A 22346-nucleotide genomic window follows, 5' to 3' on the forward strand; every position below is an offset into this window, starting at 1 on the left:
TCGAGGGAAGCGTTGAAGTCACCACAGAACTTGAATGATAGTATGTCCGAGGCGCAGACCGTACACCTCACCTACGATGATGGGGCGCGGGCGGTCGAACTAGCGCGGGAATCGGTCGAATCGTACGTTCTTCACGGGCAGAGAGAACAACCGGGCAGCATGCGCGACGCGTTTTACGCCCGAACCGGGGCGTTCGTCCGCATCAAGTCGACACGTGGGCGCGGTCGACTGCGGGGCTGTGCGGGCGCGTATCGGGGGAAAGACCAACTCGGTCACGCCATCGTCGACGCGGCCATCAAGGCCGCGTCGGGCGACTCGTGTCAGACCGAAATCGAAGCACCCGAACTCCCGAACCTGAACATCTCTGTTTGTATCGTCAACAACTACACGCTGACTAACGACCCAGTCGCAGACATCGAACTCGGCACCCACGGAATCGCCATCGACGCCGGCGGCACCCACGGCTGGATGTATCCGACGCTCCCCATCGAACTCGGCTGGTCGAAAGAGGAGTTCCTCACGAACGCCTGTCGCAAAGCCGGCCTGTCGCCGCTGGCGTGGCAGGACGACGACACGATGATTACCCTGTTCGAAGGGCAGGTCTTCCGCGAGCGCGACGACGGCGGAAGCGTCGAAGCGCTGTAAGTCGTCGCGGCGACGACTCGACTCCTTGGGGGGGAGAGATACGACCGGCGAGCGACGGCTCCGAACGCCGTCGAAGAACGAGAGCGCGTCTTACTCCTCGCCGAAGCCGACCGACTCGGCGTCTTCTCTGGCCCGCGTCGCGGCCGCGTCGATGTCGAAGTCGAACTCCGAGACGACCTCGCCGTCGCGGATGAGCGGTTCGAGGAGCGACTCGCCATCGGTCGGGCCGGGCCGCCCGCGGAGGCCGACGTGGTGGCCGCCGTCGGCCGTGCGGTAGACCTCTTTGACGCCCGAGAGTTTGCCCCGCTTGGCCGCGGGTTCGCCGTCGACCTCGACGATGTCGAGCGCGAAGTCCACCGGGTTGGCGTTCGAGATGTAGCCGCCGACGCCGAAGCCCTCGACCACGTCGCGGAGGTGCCGGAGTTCCGCCGGGCCGAGGCCGCCGCTCACGAAGATGCCGACGTCCTCGTGGCCGCGGGCGTCGAGCACCCAGCGGACCTCGCGGACGATGTGGCGGAAGTCGCCGCGGCGCGAGGAGGTGGTGTCGAGGCGGACGCTGTCGAGGTCGTCGCCGAGCGCCTCGACGGCCTGCAGGACCTCCTCGGTCTCGTCGCCGTAGGTGTCACAGAGGGCGACCCGCGGCACGTCCTCGGCGACCGCCTCGTCGAAGGCGCGGAACGCCTCGGCCTGATGGCCGCGCCCGAAGGCGATGAGGAGCGCGTGGGGCATCGTCCCCGACGCCTCCTTCCCGAGAATCTCGCCGGCGGCGACGTGCGAGAAGCCGTCGAGGCCGGCGACGAGGGCGCTTCGCTCGACCATCGCGGCGATGGCGGGGTGGACGTGTCGCGCGCCGAACGACAGCACCGTCGAGTCGGGGGCCGCCGAGCGGGCTTCGAGGGCGGCCGTCGCACAGCCCGAGGCGTGCGAGAGGAAGCCCAGAAGCGAGGTTTCGAGCCGGGCGAATTCGAGGTAGTCGCCCTCGATTCGCATCACGGGGCCGCCGTCGAACAGCGTGCCCTCGGGCACGGCGTCGACGTCGATATCGCGGCCGGAGAGCAGTTCCGCGGCGTCTTTCACGCCGGCGAACAGCTCGAACTCGCCGTCGGGGAACTGGTCGGCCGTCACCTCGGCGACGACGCGGGGGTTCTTGCCCGCGTGTCGGAGGGTCGCCTCGGTCCGCTCGAAGTAGGCGTCGGTCGCGACGCCGTCGCGGATGGCCTCGGGACCGACGATATCGAAGTCACTCATTGGCGCGGATTCCACCCGGCCGATGAAAAAGGTGTATAATCGGTCACGTGCGTCGAAGACGAATTGTCTTCAACGGCTCAGCAGACGGCGACGAACAGGACGAGCGAGGAGGCGACGAGCGCGAAGCGACCGAGACGCCGGGGCATACGAAACAGCCGTCAGCGATGCTACAAGTGCTTCTCCTAGCTTCGCTCGTGAATCTCGTCTAACTTCGCCACCGTCGGCGCGTTGACGACGGTGACGGTGTCGCCGTCTCTCGTCACCCGGTAGGCGTCGGCGAAGGGGCCGTCGTCGACGCGGTAGGTGTCCTCGCCCGCGACCGACGCGTTGAGAGAGAGCCGGAGCGTGTCGTTCACGTACGCCCGTTCGAACTGCTCGGCGTCCGCCTCGGTGTCCCAGACCGTCCGCCAGACGTAGCCGCGCTCGTGGGGGTTCGCCTCGTAGGTCCCGTCCGACGCCGGGCGGTAGGGGACCACCGCGTCGCCGGCCCAGCCCGCCGAGGGCTCGGCGGTGTAGTTGTACGGCGAGTACGCGCCGGGGTCCTGTTGGAGGCCCGCCCGGTCGACGGCGCGGTGCTTCCAGAACGTCGCGAAGATGGACGCCTCGCCGACCGCGTCGGCGACGGGGTCGGTGTCGTAGCGCGTCCACGCGGCCGACGAGCGGTCTTCGACCGTCACCGCGACCGGGCGCTCGTCGGGGTACCGGTTCGGGTGGAGCACCTGCTCGGTCGAGGTGGGGCGGTCGGCGTAGGCCGCGTCGACGGCCGCCCAGCCGCCGCGGTCGCGCAGGTCCGAGACGAACGTCGGCCCCTCGCTGTAGGGCGTGTAGATGACGAGGAAGACCGGGTAGTCGACCGAGCCGCCGCCCGCTCCACTGCTCGACGGCTGAGGGACGCAGTCCCAGTCGGCCTCACAGCGGGCTTCGTACAGGCCGTCGACGTAGCGGGCGTCGCCTTCGACCAGCCCGCCGTGGGCGAGTTGGGCGTCCTGCGTCGTCGGCGAGCCGTCCAAGCCGAACTGCTGGTCCTGTGCGGCGTGGACCAGCTCGTGGGCGAGCGTCCGGCGGTCGATGGTCGGTTGGTCGTCGTCGCTCACGACGACGATGCGGCCCTCGGAGGGGTCGTAGTAGCCGAGCACCACGCCGCCGTACAGTTCGTCGAACACCTCGTCGATGGTCCGGTCCTCGCCGACCAGTAACAGCGCCTCCCACACCTGGTCGTTCCAGTCGCTGTGGACCGGGTCGGTCGACTCGTCGGACTCGTTTCGGTACTCGGCGCGCGAGACGACCTCGACCGGCACGGACTCCTCGAACTCCAGTTCGCGGACGACCTCGACGCGGGCCATCGTGCGGGCGACGAACGCCTCCATCTCGGAGTCGTTCAGCCCGTCGGACTGGTCGACCGCGATGGACTCGTTGTACCAGTAGCCGTTCTCCCAGCCCAGCCGGTCGGTCGGCGGGTCGTCGGGCCACGACCAGTCGGCGGCATCCGCAGTCCCGCCCGCGGCGTCCGAGTCGTCGCTCGCGGCGCTCGGGTCGGCGACGGGGGCGGCACAGCCGGCGACGACGAGCAGAAGCGCGGAGAAAACGGCGGCGAGACGGCGGTTCATAGCGAGTCCACGGGCGGGAGACGAAAAAGCGTCCCGGCGGGGGGGTTACGACGCGAGCCCCGGCCGAATCTCGTCCACGTCGGCGGGCGTCGGCCCGTTGACGACGACGACGCGGTCGCCCGTGCGGACGACCCGGAAGGCGTCGTTGAACGGGCCGTCCTCGACGACGTAGATGCCGTCGTCCCGCTGGGTGGCGTCGTGGGCGCTGAGGATGTTCAGGTAGGCGTCGCGGAACTCCCGCGCGTCGCCGTCGGTGTCCCACTCGGTCACCCAGACGTAGCCGTAGTCGGTCTCCGCGCCGGCCGCGTTGCGGTAGGGGAACAGGCGGTCGTTCGCCCAGCCGTTCGACGGCTCGGCGTCGTAGTTGTACGTGTCGTACCGCGAGTTCGTGTCAGCGATGGACTCGACGCGGACGGTCTCCGCGCCGGACGTTCGGGCCTGATACCAGAACATCGCGAACATCGACGCCTCGCCGACCGTGTCGGAACCCTCGACGCCCTGGTCGGGGAAGGTCGTCCAGCCGTTCGTCCCCTCGTCGGCGAAGGAGATGGGACGCGGCGACTCGTCGGTCACGTGGATGGTCTGTTCGGTGGACACCGGCGGGTTGCGGAGGGCGTCGTTGACGGCTTCCCAGCCGCCTCGCTCGTAGAGGTCGTGGACGTACACCGGGCCGTCGGAGTACGGCTGGTAGATGGTAATCAGGACGCCGAGGTTGGGGTCGCCGCCGCGGCTGTTTTGGGTGTCGGGCGTGGCGACGCAGTCCCACGTCCCGGCGGCGCACCGCTCGCTGTACTGTCGTTCGACGTAGCTGGCGTCGCCCTCGATGACGCCGTCGGTGGCGAGGTCGCCGTCCTGCGTCTCGCTTCGGAAGCGGGCGTCGGTCAGGTCGAACCGCTGGTCCTGAACGGCGTGGACCAGTTCGTGAATGAGCGTGGCGTTGTCGATGGTCGGCTCGCCCGGGGAGTCGGTGACGATTTTGATTTCGCCGTCGGACGGCGAGTAGAAGCCGAGGACCGAACTCCCGGTCGTCGCCGAGATGGCGCTCGCGCTCCCGGTCGACTCACCGGCGATGAAAAGCGCCTCCCACACCTGGTCGTTCCAGCGGTTGAACTCGGAGTCCGAGGGGGCGGCGCCGCCGGCGCTGGCGCTCCGGTAGTCGTCTCGGGAGACGACGCTGACGGGGACGCGCTCGTCGAACTCCAGCTGGCGGATGTGCTCGACGCGGGCCATCCCGCGGGCGACGAACGCCTCCATCTCGGAGTCGTTCAGCCCGTCGGACTGGTCGACCGCGATGGGCTCGTCGTACCAGTAGCCGTTCTCCCAGCCGAGGACGTCCTGGTCGGGGTCGTCGAAGCCGTCTCTGTCCGGGTGGGGGGTCGCGGGCGACGCGTCGCCGCCGGGCGCGGCCGTCGGGGCGGCACAGCCGGCGAGAACCAAGAGTACGGCGGCGAAAACGGCGCGGAGACCGGTGGTTCGCATATCGTACCCTTAGACTCCGGAGTGAAGTACCTTGTCGGGTTCGGGCGTCGAAACGGCGGACTGCGAGCCGGTTCTGGGTCGGTCGAGTCGAAACCGGGGTGGGTCGGTTAAGTCGAGTCGAATCGAGCGGAGTCGAATCGAGTCGAAACCGGGGCGGCGCGTACTGTTTTGGTCGTCCCGGCGCAATCCACGGACATGGCACTCGACCCGAACCGAACCGCGGTGGTCGTCGTCGATATGCAGAACGGCTTTTGTCACCCCGACGGGAGCCTGTTCGCGCCGGGGAGCGAATCCGCTGTCGGCCCCGTCACGGAGCTCGTCGCCGCCGCCCGCGACGCCGGCGCGCGCGTCGTCTACACCCGCGACGTCCACCCGCCGGAGCAGTTCGACGACAACCACTACTACGACGAGTTCGAGCGCTGGGGCGAACACGTCGTCGAGGGGACGTGGGACGCCGACCTCCACGGCGACCTCGACGTCCGCGACGAGGACCTCGTCGTCGAGAAGCACACCTACGACGCGTTCTATCAGACGCAACTGGAGGGCTGGCTCGACAGCCACGGCGTGGACGACCTGCTCGTCTGCGGGACGCTGGCGAACGTCTGCGTCCTCCACACCGCCGGGAGCGCCGGCCTGCGCGACTACCGGCCGATTCTCGTCACCGACGCGCTCGGCTACATCGAAGAAGAACACAAGGCGTACGCCGTCGACCACGCCGACTGGCTGTTCGGCGAGACGACGGCGCTCGCGGACGTGTCGTTCGAGTAGCCGGTCGGTCCCGCCGGACGCGGCCGGTTCCCCGGGGCCGGCGTCGGTCCCGACCGGGGTTCAGTCCCGAAAGAGCCGATACGCGCCCTGTCCGGTGGCGACGGCGTCGTCCCAGTCGCTCGACGGCGACTGCCGGGCGGCCACGTCGGCGTCCCCCTCGGGGTCGGTGCTGACGACGGTGATGGTGCTCACGCCGACCGACCCGCCCGCGCGGACCACCTCGGCGACCGCCGTCAGGTCGCCCGACGCCCGCCGCAGGTAGTTCACGTTGAGGTTGATGGTGGCGACGCCTCCGGCGACCGGGTCATCGAGCATCGTTCGGAGGGCGATGCCGCCCGCGGTGTCGATGAGCGTCGCCGCGATGCCGCCGTGGATGGTGGGCGGTAACACGGTGTTAGTGAGCTTTTCGTCGTACGGAATCGACATCACGATGCGGCCGCGCTCGATGGCGTCGACGCTGGTGTTGAGCCACGACAGGTAGCCGTGTTCGTCCTCGATGTGTCGCTGGACGATGGCCGCGGCCTCGGCGGGAAAGTCGTCGGTCATATCACGAACGAGTATGTCAAATAGTATGTAACCGACGGTCGGTGACATCCCCGCCGGGAGTCACGTGAGCGAAGCGAACGGGCCCGACGGGATTCCCACGAGCGCGAGCGAGTGGGAAGTCGTCAGGTCGGAATCACGTGAAATATATACACGTTCACGGAGTGGTACGGATATGAGCGACTCCCGCGTCGTGCTGGTCGACGAGTGCCCCGAGGGACTCGTCGAGGCCATCGAGCGACGCGGGTTCACGACCGAGACGTGCGCGGACCGCGACGCCGTGTTCGGCGCGCTCGACGACGGGGTCGGCGGCGTCGTCGCCCGCGGGGCCGTCGACACCGACTTCGTCTCCCGCGTCCGCGCCCGAATCGGCGTGGTTCCGGTGTTTTTCCTCGGCGGCGACGGGACCGCGAGCGACGGTGACTCGGCCGCGAGCGCCGGTGCCATCGCCGTCGACGACCCGGAGACGCCGGCGGCGACCGAGGCGGTCGCCGCGCGGGTCGAACGCGCCATCGAGTTCTCACGGTGGGCGTCGGCGGGGCGGAACTCGGACTCGCTGTACCGCACCGTCGTCGAGCAGAGCCACGACGCCATCTTCGTCACGCAGGGCGGCGAGTTCCGCTTTTGGAACCGCCGGCTGACCGAGCTCACCGGGCTGAGCGACGGCGAACTCGCCGAGACGCCGGTGTCGAGCGTCGTCCACCCCGACGACCGCGAGCGGGCCGCCGACATCGCCGCGACGCGGCGGCGGGGCGACGACGCCCCCGTGAGCTACGAGATACGCATCGTCGACGCCGACGGCGACACCCGCGAGTGTTCGGCGAACGTCAAGGAAATCGAGTATCACGGCTCGTACGGCGTCCTCGTCTCCGTGCGCGACGTGACCGAACAGCGCGCCACGGAGGCGCAGTTCCGCGGCCTCGTGGAGCTGGCGCGCGACCTCGTGACTCTCGTCGGGACCGACGGGCGAATCAGGTACCAGAGCCCCTCGGTCGCCGACGTGCTCGGCTTCGAGCCCGACGAGCTGGTCGGAAGCTCCGTCGCGGAGCTGATTCACCCCGACGACTGGGGGCGCGTCGCCGCCGTCTTCGACCACGCGCTCCAGACGGACGCCGACGGGACCGACCCCGTCCGGTACCGCCACCGGAACGCCGAGGGGTCGTGGACGTGGCTCGAATCCGTGGGGAGCAATCAGGCGGACACCTCGGTCGACGGCTTCGTCGTCACCTCGCGGAACGTGACCGAACAGCGGAGCTACGAACAGCGGCTCAAGCGCTACGAGACCGTCGTCGAGAGCATCGGACAGGGCGCGTACGTGGTCGACGAGTCGGGGGTCGTCCAGTTCATCAACGAGACCGCGCTGTCGCGGACGAGCATTCCCATGTCGTCGTTCGTCGGCCGGCACGTCTCGGCGCTCCGCGACGCCGGCTATCTCGCCGCCGACCAGTACGAGCGCGTCCGGTCCGCGCTCGACGCCGTCCTCGGCGGCGAGAGCGAGCGCGAGCGGTTCGAAATCGAGCTGTCGCTCCCGGGAGAGGAGTACGTGGTCGAGTTCACCGTCTCGCCCATCGTCGGCGACGACGGCGAGGTCGTGGGCGCGGTCGGCGTCTCGACGGACGTGACGGAACGGAAGCGGTACGAACAGCGGCTCAACGCGCTCCACGCCTCGACCCGGCGGCTGACGGGGGCGACCAGCCGCGAGGAGGTCGCCGACATCGTCCGCGAGGCGGCCACCGAGGTCCTCGACTACGCGATAAGCGGCGTCCTCCTGTACGACGAGTCGCAGGACGCGCTCGTTCCGACGGCGCTCACCGACGAGGCCCGGGAGGTGTTCGGCGACGTGCCGCCGGTGCCGCGGGGGACCGGCCTGACGTGGGAGGTGTTCGAGCGCGGCGAGCACAACCTCTACCGGGACGTGGGCTCGAACCCGCGTCGGTTCGTCCTCGACGCCGGGGTCAAAGAGGAGCTCATCGTCCCGATTCCCGACCACGGCGTGTTCTTCGTCGCCTCGCTCGACGAGGGGGAGCTGGCCGACCAGCGCGTCGCGCTGGCGAAGGTGCTGGCCGCGAACACCCGCGCCGTCTTGGACCGGGTCGAACGCGAGCGGCTCCTGCGGAGGCGCGAGCGCGAGCTCGCCAGCCAGAACGAACAGCTCGAATCGTTCGCGTCGGTCGTCTCCCACGACCTCAAGAACCCGCTCAACGCGGCGATGGGCTACCTCGACCTCGCCCGCGAGAAGTACGACGGCGACGAGTTGGACCGCGTGGCCGACGCCCACGAGCGGATGGCCGGCATCGTCGAGGACGTGCTCGCGCTCGCGCAGAACGGTCAGACGGTCGAAGAGGCCGAGCGGCTGTCGCTCCGTTCCGTCGCCGAGGCGGCGTGGACGACCGCCGCGGGCGGCGCGCCGAGCCCGACGCTCGCTATCGACGGCGAGGTCACGGTCGACGCCCACCGCGGGCGGCTCAGACAGCTCCTCGAGAACCTCTTTTCGAACGCGATTCGACACGGCGGCGACGACGTGACCGTCCGCGTCGGTCCGCTCGGCGACCGCGACGGCTTCTACGTCGAAGACGACGGCCCGGGGATTCCGCCGGACGAGCGTCCCCGCATCTTCGAGGCGGGCTACACCACGAGCACCGAGGGGACCGGATTCGGACTCAGCGTCGTCATGAGCGTCGTGAACGCCCACGGCTGGAGCGTCTGGTTCGTCGAGAGCGACGAGGGCGGCGCGCGGTTCGAAATCACGACGGAGAGCGGCCGCTGACGGGTCGAAAGCGCCACCGGCGGCAACACTAACTGGCGGTCGTCCGAACCGAACGCCATGGAGACGCCAGACGAGGCGACGGTCCGCGCAGTCGAGTCGTGCCGGGAGTCGCTTCCCGAGACCGTCGACGGCGGACGGATGCTGTTCGGGTTCGACGGCTACGTCGACCGCGTTCGGGAGTTGGTCTCCGAGCGGCAGTCGGCCGACGCCTACGAGCGGGTGTCGACCCTCGAAGCGTTCGCCGACCGCGTGAACGACTCGGTCGACGCCGAGAGCTCGCTCAGCTTCGAGTGGATTCAAGCCGGCGTCCGCACCGGCGGCCACGTGAGCCACCTCGCGCGCGCCTTCGACCGACTGGGGTTCGACCCCGGGGTCGTCGGCTGTCTCGGCGACCCGGTCGAAGCGCCGTTCGCCGAGGAGTTCGGCCACCTCCCCTTGGAGACCCTCGGGTCGCCGGGCTACACCGACGCCGTCGAGTTCGGCGACGGGAAGCTGATGCTCACCGAAATCGGCGCGCTGATGACGCTCGACTGGGCCGGAATCGAGTCGCGGGTCGGCCTCGACCGACTGGCCGAACTGGTCGACGGGACCGAGCTCGTCGGGATGGGCTACTGGTCGGAGATGCCCGAGCTACCGGACGTGGCCCGCGGCCTCCGCGAGGAGCTGTGGCCGACGCTGTCGGACCCGCCGGAGACGCTTCTGTTGGACCCCGGCGACCTCAGAAAACGGGAGCCCGAGGTGGTCGCCGCGGGCGTCGAACAGGTGTCGGCGCTGGACGACGCGGTGCGCGTCGTCGTCTCGGCGAACCGCTACGAGACGCGCTATCTCGCGCGACTGGCGGGCGTCGAGAGCGGCGACTTCGGCCGCGAGTCGCGGGCGGCGTTCGACCACCTCGGCGTCAGCCGGTTTGCGGGCCACGGCATCGAAGCGGCGCACCTCGTCGACGACGAGGGGACCGCGACCGTCGGCGTCCCCCGGACGGACGACCCGGTGTTGACGACGAGTTCGGGCGACCACTTCAACGCGGGACTCGCGCTCGCGCACGTCCTCGACCTCGGCCGCGCGGAGTCGCTCGTCGTCGGCAACGCGGTCGCGGGCCACTTCGTCAGGAACGGGTCGCCGCCGACGTACGACGAACTCCGGGCGTTCGCCTCGGCGTATCTCGATTACTTCGACGCTGTTTAAATACCGATTGTCCACACAAGGGTCAGATATATTACTAGAATCGGCGTACCGATATGCGTCGGTGGCACCCCCCCACGCGGGCGCACCGCCGGAGGGGCCGCAGGTCGCTCCGTTCCGGTGGCGAAATCGACTCCCATCGTGGCATCTCGCGCCCGGTTGCCGCGTCCCACCACGGTCCCGTTCTGACGCGTCGTCGGCTCTTCACTCATCGTCGGCTCTTCACTCGTACCGCGAGTCGCGTTCGAGGTCGTCTATCGCCGACCCGACGAGGTTTCGAAGCGCCCGGCGAAGCCGCTGTGAGAGCGCCTGCTCGGTGATACCCAACCGGCTCGCGATGTCGTCGAGGCCGGTCTCTTTCGGCGTCTCGAAGTAGCCCCGTTCGAAGGCGAGCCGAAGCGCCGTCAGCTGTTTCTCCGAGAGACCGGTGTTCGGGGGGTGGCGCTCGTCGAGGCGGGCCGGTTCGACGCGGCGCACGTCGATGTCGATGTCGCGGGCGAGACAGGCGTCGTGGAACCGGGTAGTCAGCTCGTTCGACGGGAAGTACACCGACAGCGACCAGCCGTATCTCGTGCCGACCATCCGCCGGACGATGCCGTCGCACTCGCGGATTGTCGAGATGATGTCGTCGTCGCGGGTCGCCCACTCACAGCGGTAGAGCCGACCCTCTGGACCGTCGGATATCGGTTCGAAGCGGTCGATGCTCGCGTGGTCGTCGAGCAGGTCGTCGAGCGCCTCGCGGTCGCTCCCGCGGGCGACGAAGTACGGGACCGGCTCGTCGGTCACCGGGACGCCGCCGACGAACGTGAGCTCGAACTCGGGGTCCTCGAACGTCCCGTCGGGGGAGGCCCCGGTCAGCGGGTGCCCGAGTTCGACCTCGTACCCACTGGCGTGGTCGTCAGTCATCGCGGCGCGGCGGCGGCGACGTCGATACCTGAAACGACGGCACACGTTCGTCTGTCGAGTCTCACAAACGGGGAAAAATACGGGCGACCGAAGGATATTTTTTGCGGAGACTAATCCTTTCATAGTAAAGGCGTTTAAAAAAGAGGCCTCGAAATCGAGGGTTCAGTCAGTCGGCTCCGACCGGCACAATTCTGTCAATTGTAAATTATTTCTGCAGAGTCAGTCGAGTCGAATCGGGTCGGCGCTGGGGCGAACCGCGACCGACACCTCGTCGCCGACGGCGAAGTCGTGGCCGGGGCAGACGAGTTTGGTCCCGAAGTCGACGCGGGACGCGAATAGTGACAGCCCAGTGATTCGAACGCCGTCGGCGAGCACGTCGAAGTCGGCCCACGGAACGTCGCGGCCGGCGGCCCGGCCGACTCGCTCGCCGAGGAGCGACAGCGATTGCCCGTCTTCGACGGACGAGAGCGTGCCCCCGAAGCCGTAGTGGGCGAGACCGCCGTCGAGGACGACGCCCTCGTCGCTGGCGAGGCCGACGAACTCGTCGGGTCCGACCCCCGCGTCGGCGCGGTCAGGGGCGTCGAGGACGACGAACGTCTCGGCCGTCTCGACGACGGTTCCCGTCCCGTCCCAGTCGAGCGGCGAGACGGTCACGTCGGGCGAGACCGGGAGCGACCCGCGGGCGCGGTGATGGTTCGCGTCAGCGGCCCGGAAGCCGAGATGGACGTGGTTCGAGACCCACGGGGCGAAAAAGCCGGAGCGGACGAGCCGCCCGAGCGGGGTGCCGACGGCGAGTTCGTCGCCCGCGTCGACGCCGGGGTCGACGTGGAGGATTCGCGCGACCAGTCCCTCGCGGGGGTCGTCGTCGGGGTCGCCGAGCCAGTCCAGTCCGGTGGCGTCGGCGTCGACGTCGACGAGAATGAGATACTCGTCGTCGTGGGCGTAGGGCTTGTCGGGCGCGCGGACGGTCCGCGTCTCGCGGACGGCCCCCGCGACGGGCGAGCGGGCCACCGGGTCGTCGTCGGCGACGTAGAGGTCGATCGCACAGCCGCCGTCGTGGGCGGGGTACGGCGAGTTGTAGAGCGAGAAGCGCTCGAAGCGCGCGAGCACCGACCGCGGCAGTCGCAACATGGTCGTCGGGACGGGACGGGTGCGCTTAGGTACGTCGGGGTGTTTCTCTCGGGCATGCGCGTCATCCGCGGCCGCGGACCCGACCGGGAGGCGGACCGGGCGGTCACCGCGGCCATGCTCCGCGAGGCGGGCGAGACGGGCGACCCGGCGTTCCGCGCGTGGACGCCGCACCGACAGCTCGCGTTCGGCCGGCGCGACACCCGCGCCCCGCGGTACGACGAGGCCGTCACCGCCGCCGAGGAACGCGGGTTTCCGGCCGTCGAGCGGTCGGTCGGCGGCCGGGCCGTCGCCTACACGGGAACGACCGTCGCGTTCGCCCACGCGCTCCCCCTCGACGACGCTCGGACCGGGCTGGACGCGCGGTACGAGGCCGGAACGACCGCCGTCGTCCGCGCCCTGCGGACCCTCGGCGTCCCCGCGCGTCGAGGCGAACCGCCGAACTCGTACTGTCCCGGCGACCACTCGGTCCAATCTGGCGGGAAGCTCTGCGGCCTCGCCCAGCGGGTCCGCAAGGAGAGCGCGCTCGTCTCCGGCGTGGTCGTCGTCGCCGACCGCGACGAGATAGCCGACGTGCTCGCGCCCGTCTACGAGGCCATCGACGTTCCCTTCGACCCGGACTCGGTGGGGAGCGTCGCCGACGCCGGCGGCCCGGCGAGTCCGGACGCGGTCTGCGACGCCCTCGAAGCCGTCTTCGTCGGCGACGCGGAGACGCGCGTCGAAGCCGCGGCGGACCTCGCGTGAGCGACTCGGGACGCGGCCGACAGCCGGGCGATGCGGCCGGCCGCGAGCGCTTCACGAACCCCCGCAACTACCCGAACCTCCGGACCCCTCACTACCCGAACCGCCGGACTTAGCACCCGGCGCGTCGCACCCCCACGTATGCGAATCGAGAACGCGACGCTGGCCGACGGCCGCGCCGTCGACGTCCGCGTCGAGGACGGGACCGTCGAGGCGGTCGGCGACCTCGACCCCGTCGCCGACGAGGAGACCGTCGACGCCGAAGGGAACCTGCTTCTGCCGGGCGCTATCGACGTGCACGTCCACTTCCGCGAGCCGGGCTTCGAGCACAAGGAGACGTGGGAGACGGGCGCGAAAAGCGCCGCCGCCGGGGGCGTGACGACCGTCGCCGACCAGCCGAACACCGACCCGACGACGACCGACGGCGCGGGCTTCGACGCGAAGGCCGAGCGCGCCGCGAACGCCTGTATCGACTACGGCATCAACGGCGGCGTCACCGCCGACTGGGACCCAGACAGCCTGTTCGAGCGCCCGCTTTTCGCCCTCGGCGAGGTGTTCCTCGCCGACTCGACCGGCGACATGGGCATCGAGGCCGACCTGTTTGCCGAGGCCGCGGCACGCGCCGGCGAGGCGGGCGTGCCCGTCACGGTCCACGCCGAGGACGCCGACCTGTTCGACGAGTCCGCAATCGAGGGCGACCTCGGCGGGGTCGGCCGCGACGCCGACGCCGACGCGTGGAGCGCCTACCGGACCGCCGAGGCCGAAGCGGTCGCCGTCGAGCGGGCCGTCCGCGTCGGCGGCGAGACCGGCGCGCAGATTCACATCGCCCACACGAGCACGCCCGAGGGCGTCGACGCCGCCCGCGACGGCGGCGCGACCTGCGAGGCGACGCCGCACCACCTGTTTCTGTCCCGCGACGACCTCGACGAACTGGGAACCTACGGCCGGATGAACCCGCCGCTCCGCTCGGAAGCGCGCCGCGAGGCCATGTTCGAGCGCCTCGCCGACGGCCGCATCGACGTGGTCGCCACGGACCACGCGCCGCACACCCGCGAGGAGAAAGAGCAGACGCTCCTCGACGCCCCGAGCGGCGTCCCCGGCGTCGAGACGATGGTGCCCCTGCTTCTCGGCGCGGTCGTCGCCGGCGACCTCACCGCCGAGCGCGTCCGCGACGTGGTCGCCGCGAACCCCGCCGACGTGTTCGACCTGCCGCGCAAGGGCCGCATCGAGGCGGGCGCGGACGCCGACCTCGCGCTGTACGACCTCGACGCCGCCCGCGAGATTCGCGGGGCTGACCTCCACTCGAACTGTGATTGGACGCCGTTCGAGGGTCACACCGGGGTCTTCCCCGAATGGACGATGCTCCGCGGCGAGTTCGTCTGGGACGGCGAGGAGTTCGGCGCGGTCGCGGGCGAGAACGTCCGCGACTGAGCGCGACTGCGCCCCGGACCCTCAGAGCCGCGCGGCCGCGACCTGCGCGCCCCTCCAGCCGACGCCGACGAGCACCGCGAGCGGCGCGGTCAGGGCGACGAGCGAGACCGCCGACCCGGCGAGGCCGCCGAGGCCGCCGAGGCCGGCCGACAGGACGACGGTCGCGAGGAAGCCGCCCACGGCGAGCGCCGGCGCGACCAGCGCGTAGGCGAACAGCCAGCGCTGTCTGCGAGTGAAGTGGACGCCGTACCCCGGTCCGGGCGGGATGAGCAGGCCGCCCGCGAGGAGGACGAAGCCGACGACCCCGAACACGAGGAGGAAAAAGCCCGCGAGCCCGTGGGCGAAGCCGTCGCTTCCGGGCGGTGGCGGGGGCATCGTGGCGGCGGTCCACCAGACGAACGCGAGGAGGGCGACCCCGGCCCCGGCGACGGGGAGCTGGAGCGACCCGAGGACTGTGCGGAGTGACCAGCGCATCGGGCCGACTGTCGGCAGGCGGACAGATAGCTGTTCCGTCGTCGCCGGGGCGACAGGGTGCCGGGGCGTCAGAGCGTCGATCGGGAGCCGGACGACGCCCCGATGCAGGCGAATCCTTTTCCCGTCCGACCCCCAGAGTGCGTGACACGCATGACCGACGAGCGGACGCCACCCCGAGACCGCGACCCGGACGCGGACGAATCACCCGAACTCACGGGGATGCTGTCGTTCTGGGAGACGGTCGTAGAGGACGCCGAGGCGACCGCGGCCGAGTACGAAGCCGAGGGCTGGGAGACGCTCGTGGTCCACCCCGGCGACGTGACGGTGTTGCCGCCGGCGAATCTGCCCGAGGCGACGGAGCGCGTCGGCTTCGACGTACTCGTCCCCGGACGCGAGTTCGACGCGCTGTCGTCGTGGGTCGAATCTGCCGCGTTCGACCGCTACGACGTCTACCGCGCCCGCGAGGACGACACCGTGTTCGTCGTCTCGGTCGTGCAGGACGCCGCGTCGTCGAAGGCCGTCGTCGTCCCGCTGTACTACGGACTGGACGAGGTGGCCGCGATGGCGACGAAGGCGCGAGAACGGGGCGAACTCCGCCTCTACGTTCGACCGGTCGACGCGGACCGACGCGTCGAGTTAGTCCAGTCGGAGCCAGACCCGCTTTTCCCCTGAGTTCGAGTCGGCGCGGCGTCGGTCCGGGGAGTCAGCGCCGGTGCGGAGTCACACGGGCCGCGGGGCGTCACTCCTCGTCCGACAGCTCTTCTTTCCGCAGGTCGGTGCTCGCCTCGCGCACCTCGCGCATGACGCTCGAAATGCGCTCTTCGGCTTCGAGTTCCTCTTCGACCGAGAGGTCGACGCCCTCGACTTCGAGCAGGAACTTGGCGATTTCCGTCACCTCGTACATCATCTCGTCGAGCTCTTCGGCCGTGAAAAAGCCCGACATCGCGCCGTAGAGGAACGTCGCGCCCGACTTCCGGACCTTGTCGCGGAAGGCGGAGCGGGCCTGATTGACCGCCTGCGGCGTGTAGGTGTCGGTCATGAAGGGGACGAGTTCGGGGAGGTTGTTCCCGATTTTCGTCATCTCGACGCCCGTCTCGGTCCGGAAGTCGGCGCAGAGTCGCGCGATGGCCCACTCGCGGGCCGTCACGTAGGTCCGCTCGCGGAGGAAGTCGTTGACGCGGTCGTACTGCGCGCCGTCGACCTTCTTGAACCGGGCGTATTTCTGGACGTCCTCGGGAACCGCGTCTTCGGCGTTCTCAGCGTCTTCGGCGTCATCGACCGCGGACTCGGTCGAGTCCTCGGCGTCGGCATCGGCGTCGGCTCCGGTCTCAGCGTCGGCATCGGCGTCGGCTCCGGCCCCGTCCGTCGGTTCCGCGCCGGCTGTCTCCGAATCGGAGGTCGGGTCTGCTGGCTCCGCGTCCCCCGCCGCTTCGTGCGCAACCGCTTCGTCCGCCGCCGCTCGGGAGTCCGCGTCGGGGCGAGCCGTCTCCGCGGCGTCGCTCGCGCCCGTCTCGAACTCGTCGGACTCGTCTGTCATACCGCGGGCTACCGCGGCACGGCCGAAAAGGGTTCCGCGATGTTCGGTCCCCCCGCCGACGGGGGTGTGGCCCCCCGTTTCCGGGTAAGGGTTTTCTATCGCGCCCGCGAGATTGGGAATCATGAAGGTACTGCTCGGAATCGGTGGCAGCGACGATTCCATGCGCGCGCTCGAAACGACGGTCGAACGGACGGCCGAGGTCGGCGACGACCTCACGGTCGCCATCGTCGACAACCCGTCCGGCGAGCGCTCGCGCGAGGACATGGAAGCGCGGGTGACGGAACTGCTCGACGAGCGCGGCGTCGACGCGGCCGTCCGCGCGCTCGACGGCGACCCGGGGAGCGCCCTCGTGGACCTCGCCGAGAACGAGGGGTTCGACCAACTGGTGCTCGGCGGCGGTGAGACGAGCCCGATGGGGAAGATACAGATCGGCAACATCGCGGAGTTCGTCCTCCTGAACTCCCACGTGACCGTCACTCTGGTACGATGAGCGACCGAACGTTCTCCGACGCCGTCGCCGACCCCTACGACGCGCCGCCGCTGTCGTTCACCGACAGGGAAGACCGCACCATCGAGGTGCGCGCGCACGACGGCTCCGACGAGGAACTGGAGGCGCTCGTCGAGATGTACGACGCGTTCGACCCCTCGGACCGCGCGCAGGGCATCCCGCCGGGCCGCGAAGACCGCATCCGCGACTGGCTGGAGAACATCCTCGACGAGGACTGCCTGAACGTCATCGCGTGGGACGGCGACGAGGTGGCCGGCCACGCGACGCTCGTCCCCGACGGCGACGCCTACGAACTCGCCATCTTCGTCCACCAGACGTACCAGCGCGCCGGCATCGGCACGCGGCTCATCAAGGCGCTTCTCGGCTACGGCCGGGAGTCCGGCGTGGAGAAGGTGTGGCTCACCGTCGAGCGGTGGAACCGCGCGGCGGTCGGCCTCTACCAGACCGTCGGCTTCGAGACGAGCGACGCCGAGAGCTTCGAACTGGAGATGACCATCCGGCTCGCCGAGCCCCCGGACGAGGAGGGCGGCTGAGGGCGGCGGGTCACGACGACAACGACCGACGATTCAGACCGAAAGCACGGGCTGGCTGGCGTACAGGAGGACGTACTCGGCGGCCTTGGCGAGCACTTCGACGGGGTCGCCCGAGACCGGCTCTCGGGGCACGACGATGAAGTCCGCGTCGAGTTCTTCTGCGGTGTCGAGGACGACGCTTCCGGGGTGGCGGAGCTTGCTCGTCCGCGAGAAGCCGTAGGCGACCGACGTGGTGACGGGGACGTCGGCGGTCTCGGCGAGGGCCGAAATCGTGTCGGTGACGGCCTTGCTGTCCTCGGCGACGGCGTCCTCGTCGACGACGCCCTGCTCTATGGCGCGGACGACGTCCTCGCCGAGGACGTGGACGGCGTGGACCGCGGCGTCGTACTCGGCCGCGACGGCGGCGGCGTACTCCGCCGCACGCGTCGCCTCCTCGCTTTGGTCGACCGGCACGAGAACGAGGTCGATAGAGAGCGGGCGCGGTGACATGTCCCCACCTGCGTCGGGGGACGACAAAAAACTCACCCCACGGTCCCGCCGGCCGGCCGCCCCAGACTGGTTTTATGCCGCCGCGCCGAGAACCCGTGGACATGTTCGACACCATCGTCATCGCCACCGACGGCTCGGCGAGCGTCCGCCGGGCGGTCAGCGTCGCCGTCGACCTCGCAGAGCGGTTCGACGCGTCGGTCCACGCGCTGTACGTCATCGACGCCGGCGACGTGGAGACCGCGCCCGAGCGACTCCGCGACGAGATGCGCGACGCGCTCACCGAACGCGGCGAGGAGGCGCTCGCCGAGGTCGAGGCCGCGACCGACCGCGAGGTGACCGTCGCGGTGCGGGAGGGCCGCCCCGCGGCCGAGATTTCGAACTACGCCCGCGAGGTGGACGCCGACGCCGTCGCCATGGGCACCCGCGGCCGACACGGCGAGAACCGCTTTCTCATCGGGAGCGTCGCCGAGCGCGTCGTCCGGACCTGTCCGGTGCCGGTGCTGACGGTCCGCCAGTTGGAGGAGGGGACGACGGACTCCCTGCTGAGCGACGAGGCCGCCTGAGCGACGAGGCGACCGAATCGGGAGGAGTTTTCCCCGTCGCGCCCGAGTTCGGCGTATGGAAGACGAGCTCATCGACAGTTCTCGGCTCTCGCTCCCCCGCAAGTCCGTGCTCCCCGGAGCCGGATTCTTCTACCCCGACGAATTCGACGAGGAACGCGCCGAAGAGCGCGCCAAGGAGAAACTCGAAGACGCCTCGGTCGCGGTCGTCACCGACACCGACGCCGACGGCCTCGGCTGTGTCGCCCTCCTCCGGGAGGCGTACGACGCCGCCCTCGACGTGGCCGATTTCGAGGACCGAATCGAGGAGAAACTCGCAGACGACGAGGGCGACGACGAAGACGAAGACGACGAACCCGCCCTCGCCGAGGACGACGACGAAGAGCGTCCGAAATCGCCGGTCGCGCTGATGGGGTCGAGCCCGTACTCGCTGGAAGACGACCTCCAGCGCGTCGCCGACTACGCCCCCGAGGGCGTCGAGGTGTACGTCTGCGACCTCTGTCCGGACAAGTTCGAGTACGTCGAAGAGGAGCTCGCCGCGCTCGTCGAGACGGCGGGCGAGATTCACTGGTACGACCACCACCAGTGGAAGCCGGAGGTCGCCGAGGCGGTCCGCGAGGCCGGCGTCGACCTCGTCGTCGGCGAGTCCGACGAGGAGTGTTCGACCGACGTGACGCTCCGCGAACTCGACTACGAGTTCGACGAGCGGTTTTCGGAGCTCGCGGCGGTCACCCGCGACCACGACCTCTGGCTGAACGAAGACGAGCGGAGTCAGGACCTCGCGGACTACGCCTACTGGACCTCGAAAGAGGAGTACGTCGCCGTCGTCGGCGCGTACGGCGCGGACCTCCCGCCGGTCGTCGAGGAGTACATCGCCCACCGCCGCGTCGAAAAGGAGAACCTCATTCAGGCCGCCGTCGACCGCGCCGACCTGAAGACCGTCGGCGACTGGACGGTCGGCGTCACCTACGGCCGGTGTTCGCAAAACGAGGTCGCCGACGCCCTCCGCGAGGCGGGCGCGGACGCGGCGGTCGTCGTCAAGCCCGCCGGGAGCGCCTCCATCCGCGGCTCCGACGACTTCGAGCGCTGTCACGAGGTCGCCGACCTCGTCAACGGCGGCGGCCACCCGAAGGCCGCCGGCTGTAAGCCCGATATCTACGACGACATGCTCGACTACGCCCACCACTGGACGACGCAGGGCGCGACGACGAAGCGCGTCATCCTCCGAGCGTTCGAACAGGTCGCCGACGCGGTCGAGAAGGCGGAAGCGGAAGCCGCGGCCGACGACGAGGACGACGAAGGCGTCGAGACCGAGCGCTAACGGCGAAACTGAACTCGAAACGCGGCGTCGAAAAACGGGGATCGACTACGCGTCGTCGACGACCCAGCGGTCGGAGTACGTCGTGCCGCAGGTACATTTGGCGTAGGCGTGGACCACGTCGCCCTCCTCGTAGATGCCGCCGACCTCCTCGTTTTGCGCCTCGGCGAACGAGAAGATGAACTTCACCTCGTGGTTCTCCTCGGCGGCCGCCTCGGGGCAGGTTCCGCCGCTCAGGTCGTCGTCGATGTCGCCGTCGTTGCCCATGGCGGTCTGGGCGAACTCCATGGCGTCCATGCCCGTCCCGGCCGCGAAGGCGCGGCGGCCGTCGTCGCCGGGGACGACGAGCACGTAGCCGTTTTCGACTTCGACGCCCATGTTCGGGAGTTTACCCTGGCTGTCGAGGTACTCGTGGGTGAGATAGAGCGCCACGTCGTCGAGGCGCTCGCCTGCGAGGTACTCCGTTACCTTGCTCATACCCCGCCTAGAGCGGTCGGTGCGTAAAAGCGGCGTGTCTCGGAGTGCGACCGGTCACTCGTCGGACAGGCCGAACTTCTCGGCGATGCTCGAAAGCGAGTCGTTCGGGCGCTCGGTGATGCGGTACACCTGTCGAACCCCGGGAACCCGGAGGCCGTACTGGTAGCCGTCGTCCAGTTCGTCGAGTTCGACGGCGTCGCCGTCGGCCCGGTCGTGTTCGCGGCACCACTCGACGAGGCGGTTCTCGCCGTCGTTCGGGGTGCGCGCGAGGCGCTTGTTGTCGTACGCGCCGCGAATCACGAGCCCCGAGGCGTCGGCCGAGAGGCGGGCGTGATAGGCGGTGCCGTCGAGGTGAAGGCGGACGAAATCGCCGTCTTCGGCGGTCACGCCGTCGGGAACGCGCAGACAGGGGCGACGGGTGCCGCCGCTCCGGGCGATGTTCGCGCGGAACGTCTGGACCGACGGATGGTCGGAGGGCAGTTGCTCTGGCACGGGGAAGAGAGGAGTGAGACGGCGTTATTCGTCCGCTTCTTCGTCGTCGCCCTCGCCGAAGGCGGCGGCGACGTCGCCCTCGCCGGCGACGACCTTCGCGTTGATCTGGACGGTCTCGCCGGAGATCTCGCGGCCGCGGACGGTGACGCGCTTGCGCTCGCCGTCGCGGGACGGCTTGTAGCCGATGCCGTCTTTGGCGAGGATTTCCTTGAGCGCGCCGCCGGGGACGTTGGGGTGCATCGGTCGGCCGGCCTTGTCCGAACCGCCCGTCAGTTCGAGCGTGAAGCCGTCGAGACCGACGGCCGCGCCGTCGACCTCGTCACCGAGGTCGCGGCCGAGGAATCGGTTTGCGTCCTGTCCTTCGACGTCGACTTGGTAGGTCGCACCGGAGTCGGGGTCGGCGACGACGACCATGAATTCTGCCATGCGCGGATGAAAACGGTCGCGGATAAAAAGTACGTCGAAAGCGCGTCTCGGGACCGAACCCACCGAATCGGGACGAAACGGCCGAATTCGGCGTCGTCAGGGAGAACGGAGCGTGCCGGCAAGAGTTAACATCCGACACAGCGTACACAGTGACATGAGCAAGGATATCGACACTCGCGGGCCTGTAGACCTCGTCAAAGCCAAATCGCGGGCGCTGGTCGGCCCCGAGCCGACGGACCTCGTCGAACGACCCCCGGCGGAGTTGGTCGAGCGCCGGACCGAGGCGCTGGTCGAACGCCGGACGGAGACGCTCGTCGAGGCCGAACCGACGACGCTCGTCGAGCGCGCGCGGTACGAGTGTGCCGCGTGCGGCTACCGCTCGGGCCACGGCGTCTACGAACAGGTCTGTCCGCGGTGCGGCGGGTCGCTGAAGAACATCGGCGTGGCTCAGGAGTGAACCTCAGACGACAGACGCGGTCTCGCCTCCGTCCTCGCCTTCTTCGGCTTCGGCCTCGGCCTCCTCGATAGACTCCCAGAGCGAACACCAGTCTTCGGAGCCGATGTAGCCCTCGACCTTGGCGCAGGCACCGAAGCCGTCGCCGTTCTTGTCGGGGATGTACTCCGCGCAGTTGCCGCAGTTCCGCCCCGCCTCCGTGAGCCCCGCCTCGACGGCGTCGTCCGCCTCTTGGAACTTGACCGCCTCCTTCGTGAACAGGTCGTCAGGGTCCCGTCGCTCGTTCGCCTGCGAGAGCGCGGTCCGGTAGGGTTCGGGGACCGGGCCGCGTTCGAACTCCTCGGCGGAGACGCCCTCCGGGCGCTCCTCGTCGTGGTCGTCGTCGGCCGCTTCGGTCGTCGCTTCCGTCTCCGACTCTGTCTCCGTTTCCTGCTGGCCGCCGCCCCCACCGAGACAGCCGGCGATTCCCACCACCGCACCACTCCCCGCCAGTTCGAGGAACCGTCGCCTCGTTCGGACGAATCGTGCCATAGCCGGAGCTACGTCACCACGCGGTTTTAGTAAGCGTAGAGTTACCACGTGTCATGGTATCTTAATCGTCTCAACCGCCCACCGCGGTCTGCGTCAGAAAAC

General features: G+C 69.5%; 25 protein-coding genes. 12 read left to right on the plus strand and 13 right to left on the minus strand.

The window, feature by feature from the left end; all coding sequences use genetic code 11:
• Nucleotides 1–42: 42 nt before the first annotated feature.
• Nucleotides 43–645 (plus strand): TIGR00296 family protein, encoded by a 603-nt coding sequence (locus C438_RS01785; RefSeq protein WP_004967524.1) that lies wholly within the window; start codon nucleotides 43–45, stop codon nucleotides 643–645.
• A gap of 90 nt (nucleotides 646–735) precedes the next feature.
• On the opposite strand, the gene C438_RS01790 is transcribed toward C438_RS01785, so the two are convergent.
• From C438_RS01790 to C438_RS01800, 3 genes are all read right to left on the minus strand, one after another.
• Nucleotides 736–1893, minus strand: coding sequence for a nicotinate phosphoribosyltransferase (locus C438_RS01790; protein ID WP_004967525.1), 1158 nt, complete (start codon nucleotides 1891–1893; stop codon nucleotides 736–738).
• A gap of 182 nt (nucleotides 1894–2075) precedes the next feature.
• On the minus strand, nucleotides 2076–3500 hold the full coding sequence (locus tag C438_RS01795; RefSeq protein ID WP_004967526.1) for an Hvo_1808 family surface protein: 1425 nt from the start codon (nucleotides 3498–3500) through the stop codon (nucleotides 2076–2078).
• Between the two features lie 45 nt (nucleotides 3501–3545).
• Nucleotides 3546–4979 (minus strand): Hvo_1808 family surface protein, encoded by a 1434-nt coding sequence (locus C438_RS01800; RefSeq protein ID WP_004967527.1) that lies wholly within the window; start codon nucleotides 4977–4979, stop codon nucleotides 3546–3548.
• Nucleotides 4980–5174: 195 nt separating this feature from the next.
• Here C438_RS01800 and C438_RS01805 point away from each other — a divergent pair, with 195 nt between their 5' ends.
• Nucleotides 5175–5747, plus strand: a complete 573-nt coding sequence (locus C438_RS01805) for a cysteine hydrolase family protein (RefSeq protein ID WP_004967528.1) — start codon at nucleotides 5175–5177, stop codon at nucleotides 5745–5747.
• A 60-nt stretch (nucleotides 5748–5807) separates the two neighbouring features.
• Here C438_RS01805 and C438_RS01810 read toward each other — a convergent pair whose 3' ends face one another.
• Nucleotides 5808–6293, minus strand: a complete 486-nt coding sequence (locus C438_RS01810; RefSeq protein WP_004967529.1) for a PaaI family thioesterase — start codon at nucleotides 6291–6293, stop codon at nucleotides 5808–5810.
• Nucleotides 6294–6465: 172 nt separating this feature from the next.
• On the opposite strand from C438_RS01810, the gene C438_RS01815 reads away from it, so the two are divergent.
• Nucleotides 6466–9057, plus strand: coding sequence for a PAS domain S-box protein (locus tag C438_RS01815; RefSeq protein ID WP_004967530.1), 2592 nt, complete (start codon nucleotides 6466–6468; stop codon nucleotides 9055–9057).
• Nucleotides 9058–9114: 57 nt separating this feature from the next.
• Complete coding sequence (locus C438_RS01820; protein WP_004967531.1) at nucleotides 9115–10242, plus strand: hypothetical protein; 1128 nt, start codon at nucleotides 9115–9117, stop codon at nucleotides 10240–10242.
• A gap of 219 nt (nucleotides 10243–10461) precedes the next feature.
• Here the strand turns inward: C438_RS01820 and C438_RS01825 are convergent, their stop codons facing one another.
• Together C438_RS01825 and C438_RS01830 are read right to left on the minus strand one after the other, a co-directional pair.
• On the minus strand, nucleotides 10462–11145 hold the full coding sequence (locus tag C438_RS01825) for a helix-turn-helix domain-containing protein (RefSeq protein WP_004967532.1): 684 nt from the start codon (nucleotides 11143–11145) through the stop codon (nucleotides 10462–10464).
• 219 nt (nucleotides 11146–11364) lie between these two features.
• Nucleotides 11365–12276: a hypothetical protein gene (locus C438_RS01830; RefSeq protein WP_004967534.1), complete on the minus strand. Its 912-nt coding sequence runs from the start codon at nucleotides 12274–12276 to the stop codon at nucleotides 11365–11367.
• Nucleotides 12277–12330: 54 nt separating this feature from the next.
• Here C438_RS01830 and C438_RS01835 point away from each other — a divergent pair, with 54 nt between their 5' ends.
• Nucleotides 12331–13017 (plus strand): lipoate--protein ligase family protein, encoded by a 687-nt coding sequence (locus C438_RS01835; RefSeq protein ID WP_004967535.1) that lies wholly within the window; start codon nucleotides 12331–12333, stop codon nucleotides 13015–13017.
• A gap of 138 nt (nucleotides 13018–13155) precedes the next feature.
• Entirely contained in the window at nucleotides 13156–14445 is a 1290-nt protein-coding gene (locus C438_RS01840; protein WP_004967536.1) for a dihydroorotase, read from the plus strand.
• Nucleotides 14446–14466: 21 nt separating this feature from the next.
• Here the strand turns inward: C438_RS01840 and C438_RS01845 are convergent, their stop codons facing one another.
• Nucleotides 14467–14919, minus strand: a complete 453-nt coding sequence (locus C438_RS01845; protein WP_004967537.1) for a hypothetical protein — start codon at nucleotides 14917–14919, stop codon at nucleotides 14467–14469.
• Between the two features lie 150 nt (nucleotides 14920–15069).
• Here C438_RS01845 and C438_RS01850 point away from each other — a divergent pair, with 150 nt between their 5' ends.
• Entirely contained in the window at nucleotides 15070–15591 is a 522-nt protein-coding gene (locus tag C438_RS01850; protein ID WP_004967538.1) for a DUF7529 family protein, read from the plus strand.
• Nucleotides 15592–15658: 67 nt separating this feature from the next.
• Here C438_RS01850 and C438_RS01855 read toward each other — a convergent pair whose 3' ends face one another.
• Complete coding sequence (locus tag C438_RS01855; protein WP_004967539.1) at nucleotides 15659–16456, minus strand: DUF5806 family protein; 798 nt, start codon at nucleotides 16454–16456, stop codon at nucleotides 15659–15661.
• A 121-nt stretch (nucleotides 16457–16577) separates the two neighbouring features.
• Here C438_RS01855 and C438_RS01860 point away from each other — a divergent pair, with 121 nt between their 5' ends.
• Nucleotides 16578–16946, plus strand: coding sequence for a universal stress protein (locus C438_RS01860; RefSeq protein WP_004967540.1), 369 nt, complete (start codon nucleotides 16578–16580; stop codon nucleotides 16944–16946).
• Nucleotides 16943–17497 carry a GNAT family N-acetyltransferase gene (locus C438_RS01865; RefSeq protein WP_004967541.1) on the plus strand — a complete coding sequence of 185 codons (555 nt, stop codon included), beginning with the start codon at nucleotides 16943–16945 and terminating at the stop codon, nucleotides 17495–17497. Before C438_RS01860 ends, C438_RS01865 begins: the two co-directional genes overlap by 4 nt.
• Before the next feature lie 33 nt (nucleotides 17498–17530).
• Here the strand turns inward: C438_RS01865 and C438_RS01870 are convergent, their stop codons facing one another.
• Nucleotides 17531–17986, minus strand: coding sequence for a universal stress protein (locus tag C438_RS01870; RefSeq protein ID WP_004967542.1), 456 nt, complete (start codon nucleotides 17984–17986; stop codon nucleotides 17531–17533).
• Nucleotides 17987–18087: 101 nt separating this feature from the next.
• On the opposite strand from C438_RS01870, the gene C438_RS01875 reads away from it, so the two are divergent.
• Both C438_RS01875 and C438_RS01880 read left to right on the plus strand, forming a co-directional pair.
• Entirely contained in the window at nucleotides 18088–18549 is a 462-nt protein-coding gene (locus C438_RS01875) for a universal stress protein (protein ID WP_008574693.1), read from the plus strand.
• A gap of 55 nt (nucleotides 18550–18604) precedes the next feature.
• Nucleotides 18605–19867 (plus strand): DHH family phosphoesterase, encoded by a 1263-nt coding sequence (locus C438_RS01880; protein WP_004967544.1) that lies wholly within the window; start codon nucleotides 18605–18607, stop codon nucleotides 19865–19867.
• A gap of 45 nt (nucleotides 19868–19912) precedes the next feature.
• Here C438_RS01880 and C438_RS01885 read toward each other — a convergent pair whose 3' ends face one another.
• The 3 genes from C438_RS01885 to C438_RS01895 are packed head-to-tail and all read right to left on the minus strand — an operon-like array spanning nucleotide 19913 to nucleotide 21259.
• The gene (locus tag C438_RS01885; protein ID WP_004967545.1) at nucleotides 19913–20341 is read right to left on the minus strand and encodes a DUF5807 family protein; all 429 of its coding nucleotides are present in this window, start codon (nucleotides 20339–20341) and stop codon (nucleotides 19913–19915) included.
• A gap of 54 nt (nucleotides 20342–20395) precedes the next feature.
• A complete protein-coding gene (locus C438_RS01890) occupies nucleotides 20396–20833 on the minus strand; it encodes a DUF7112 family protein (protein ID WP_004967546.1) in 438 nt (145 codons plus the stop codon).
• 24 nt (nucleotides 20834–20857) lie between these two features.
• Nucleotides 20858–21259, minus strand: coding sequence for a 30S ribosomal protein S6e (locus C438_RS01895; protein WP_004967547.1), 402 nt, complete (start codon nucleotides 21257–21259; stop codon nucleotides 20858–20860).
• Between the two features lie 154 nt (nucleotides 21260–21413).
• On the opposite strand from C438_RS01895, the gene C438_RS01900 reads away from it, so the two are divergent.
• Entirely contained in the window at nucleotides 21414–21716 is a 303-nt protein-coding gene (locus C438_RS01900) for a rubrerythrin-like domain-containing protein (protein ID WP_004967548.1), read from the plus strand.
• A 3-nt stretch (nucleotides 21717–21719) separates the two neighbouring features.
• On the opposite strand, the gene C438_RS01905 is transcribed toward C438_RS01900, so the two are convergent.
• Nucleotides 21720–22244, minus strand: coding sequence for a high-potential iron-sulfur protein (locus C438_RS01905; RefSeq protein WP_049917638.1), 525 nt, complete (start codon nucleotides 22242–22244; stop codon nucleotides 21720–21722).
• Nucleotides 22245–22346 lie beyond the last annotated feature (102 nt).

Source organism: Haloferax denitrificans ATCC 35960 (assembly GCF_000337795.1).
GTDB lineage: Archaea > Halobacteriota > Halobacteria > Halobacteriales > Haloferacaceae > Haloferax > Haloferax denitrificans.